Annotated in this window: 3 protein-coding genes; all 3 read right to left on the reverse strand. The window is 39.1% G+C overall.

From position 1 onward, the window contains the following. Positions 1-58: 58 nt before the first annotated feature. Genes rarD through V7654_RS16995 form a run of 3 tightly spaced genes read right to left on the reverse strand, consistent with a single transcriptional unit; the run spans position 59 to position 1,473 of the window. On the reverse strand, positions 59-994 hold the full coding sequence (gene rarD, locus V7654_RS16985) for an EamA family transporter RarD (RefSeq protein ID WP_335431864.1): 936 nt from the start codon (positions 992-994) through the stop codon (positions 59-61). Further along, positions 987-1,124 carry a hypothetical protein gene (locus tag V7654_RS16990; protein WP_335431865.1) on the reverse strand — a complete coding sequence of 46 codons (138 nt, stop codon included), beginning with the start codon at positions 1,122-1,124 and terminating at the stop codon, positions 987-989. Before V7654_RS16990 ends, rarD begins: the two co-directional genes overlap by 8 nt. A 31-nt stretch (positions 1,125-1,155) precedes the next feature. After that, positions 1,156-1,473, reverse strand: coding sequence for an iron-sulfur cluster biosynthesis family protein (locus tag V7654_RS16995; RefSeq protein WP_335431866.1), 318 nt, complete (start codon positions 1,471-1,473; stop codon positions 1,156-1,158). Positions 1,474-1,637 lie beyond the last annotated feature (164 nt).

Here is a 1,637-nt window from a genome sequence, read left to right on the forward strand (position 1 = left end):
ATTTTATACTTTCTTATCTTATAAACGAAGAGCTGCGGATAATCCGCAGCTCTTATTTTTACATATGCATTTCCTTTTCTTTTTTCCATCTTACACTCATAGCAGTTCCAAGCTTCGTCCTAGATAGTGAATAAAGGATCAAAGCAGACCAGATGAAGGTAAAAGCTAGCAGATGAACCATTGAGAAAGTTTCATGGTAGACAAAAATACCAAGAATCAAGGTTATAGTTGGAGCAATATATTGAAGGATTCCTAGTGTTGCCAGCGGAATTCTTTGGGCACCTTTGGCGAAATACAACAGTGGTACGGCAGTAGCTACGCCCGCGCCAGCAAGTAGCAGACTTGTCGTCCATGAACCAGCAAATAGCGAACTGGAACCCTGGAGAAACAAGTATCCAATATAAATTCCAGCCAGTGGCATAACAACAAGTGTTTCAAGTGCAAGCCCAACCGCGGAATCCACTTTTATCAATTTCTTCGCAAGCCCATAAAGCCCGAAGGAAACCGCAAGTGAAATAGATATCCAAGGAAACTGGCCGTAAGATATAGTCATGATCACTACCCCGGCTCCTGCCAAAACAAAAGATGCATATTGCATAAAGGTCAGTCTTTCTTTCAGGAAGAACATTCCCAAAAGCACGCTTACAAGCGGGTTGATATAATAGCCAAGGCTTGCTTCGATCATCTGGTCCGTATTGACGGCCCAAATGTAGATGAACCAGTTAATGCTGATCAGCAATGAAGCTATTGCCAGGGCCGCAAATTGCTTTTTATTTTTAGCAAGGCCGCGCAATGTTCCGGTAAATAGGCTCCATTTTTTGTTGAAGAACAGAACAGCTGCTACGAAAAAGAACGACCAAAATACCCGGTTAGCCAGGATTTCATCGGCATTCACGTGATGAAGAAGCTTCCAGTAAATCGGAAGCACCCCCCATAAAATATAAGAAAAAGCTGCATATAAAACGCCAGCTTGCTGTTCGGTCCTATTATTCATTTGTTGACACCCCTAATCTTTCTAGACTCGAAATAATATCATTATAAAGGGCAAAAGCTACACTGACAATCTTTTTCTTAAACAAAGGATAGACAAGAGACGCAAACCGGCTGCCATCTATGTCTAACAAAAAAAATAACCCCTCAGGGCTATTTCATAAACTAACTTTTCTTATATTTTAGCTTAAAATTATAACCAAAGGTCTCTTCCTCCGAGGATATTTTATAACCCAATCCCGGCTTATAATTTAAAAATATTTTATCAGGCAGTGATTCTATGGATTTCTTTGGAACGAAGAAATTTATTCCGTTTTCATTTATTACTGAATCATTTTCTTGCATTTCCTCTATGTGAAGCTCAATGTCTGTAGCAATCGAGCATGTGCCTACAAACTCAGCTAATATTCTTATTCCTTCATCTTTATCGAAATCAATCTTCGTCAGTTCGTTTAATGCAGGCTCTCTAATTTCTATTTTCACAGTTGATCATCCTTTCTTTTACTTATATATACCCAAGTTTTATTGAGAAAACAATTGCTAACACATAGAAAAGCAGGCCTAAACAGCCTGCTTTAGCAGGTAGACAAACTCGATGAAAGCGAGCTTGTCTACAGTTTTTTATTTTGGTTGGAAAGTAAAACATG

This window comes from Bacillus sp. JJ1609 (assembly GCF_036967045.1).
Lineage (GTDB): Bacteria > Bacillota > Bacilli > Bacillales > Cytobacillaceae > Mesobacillus.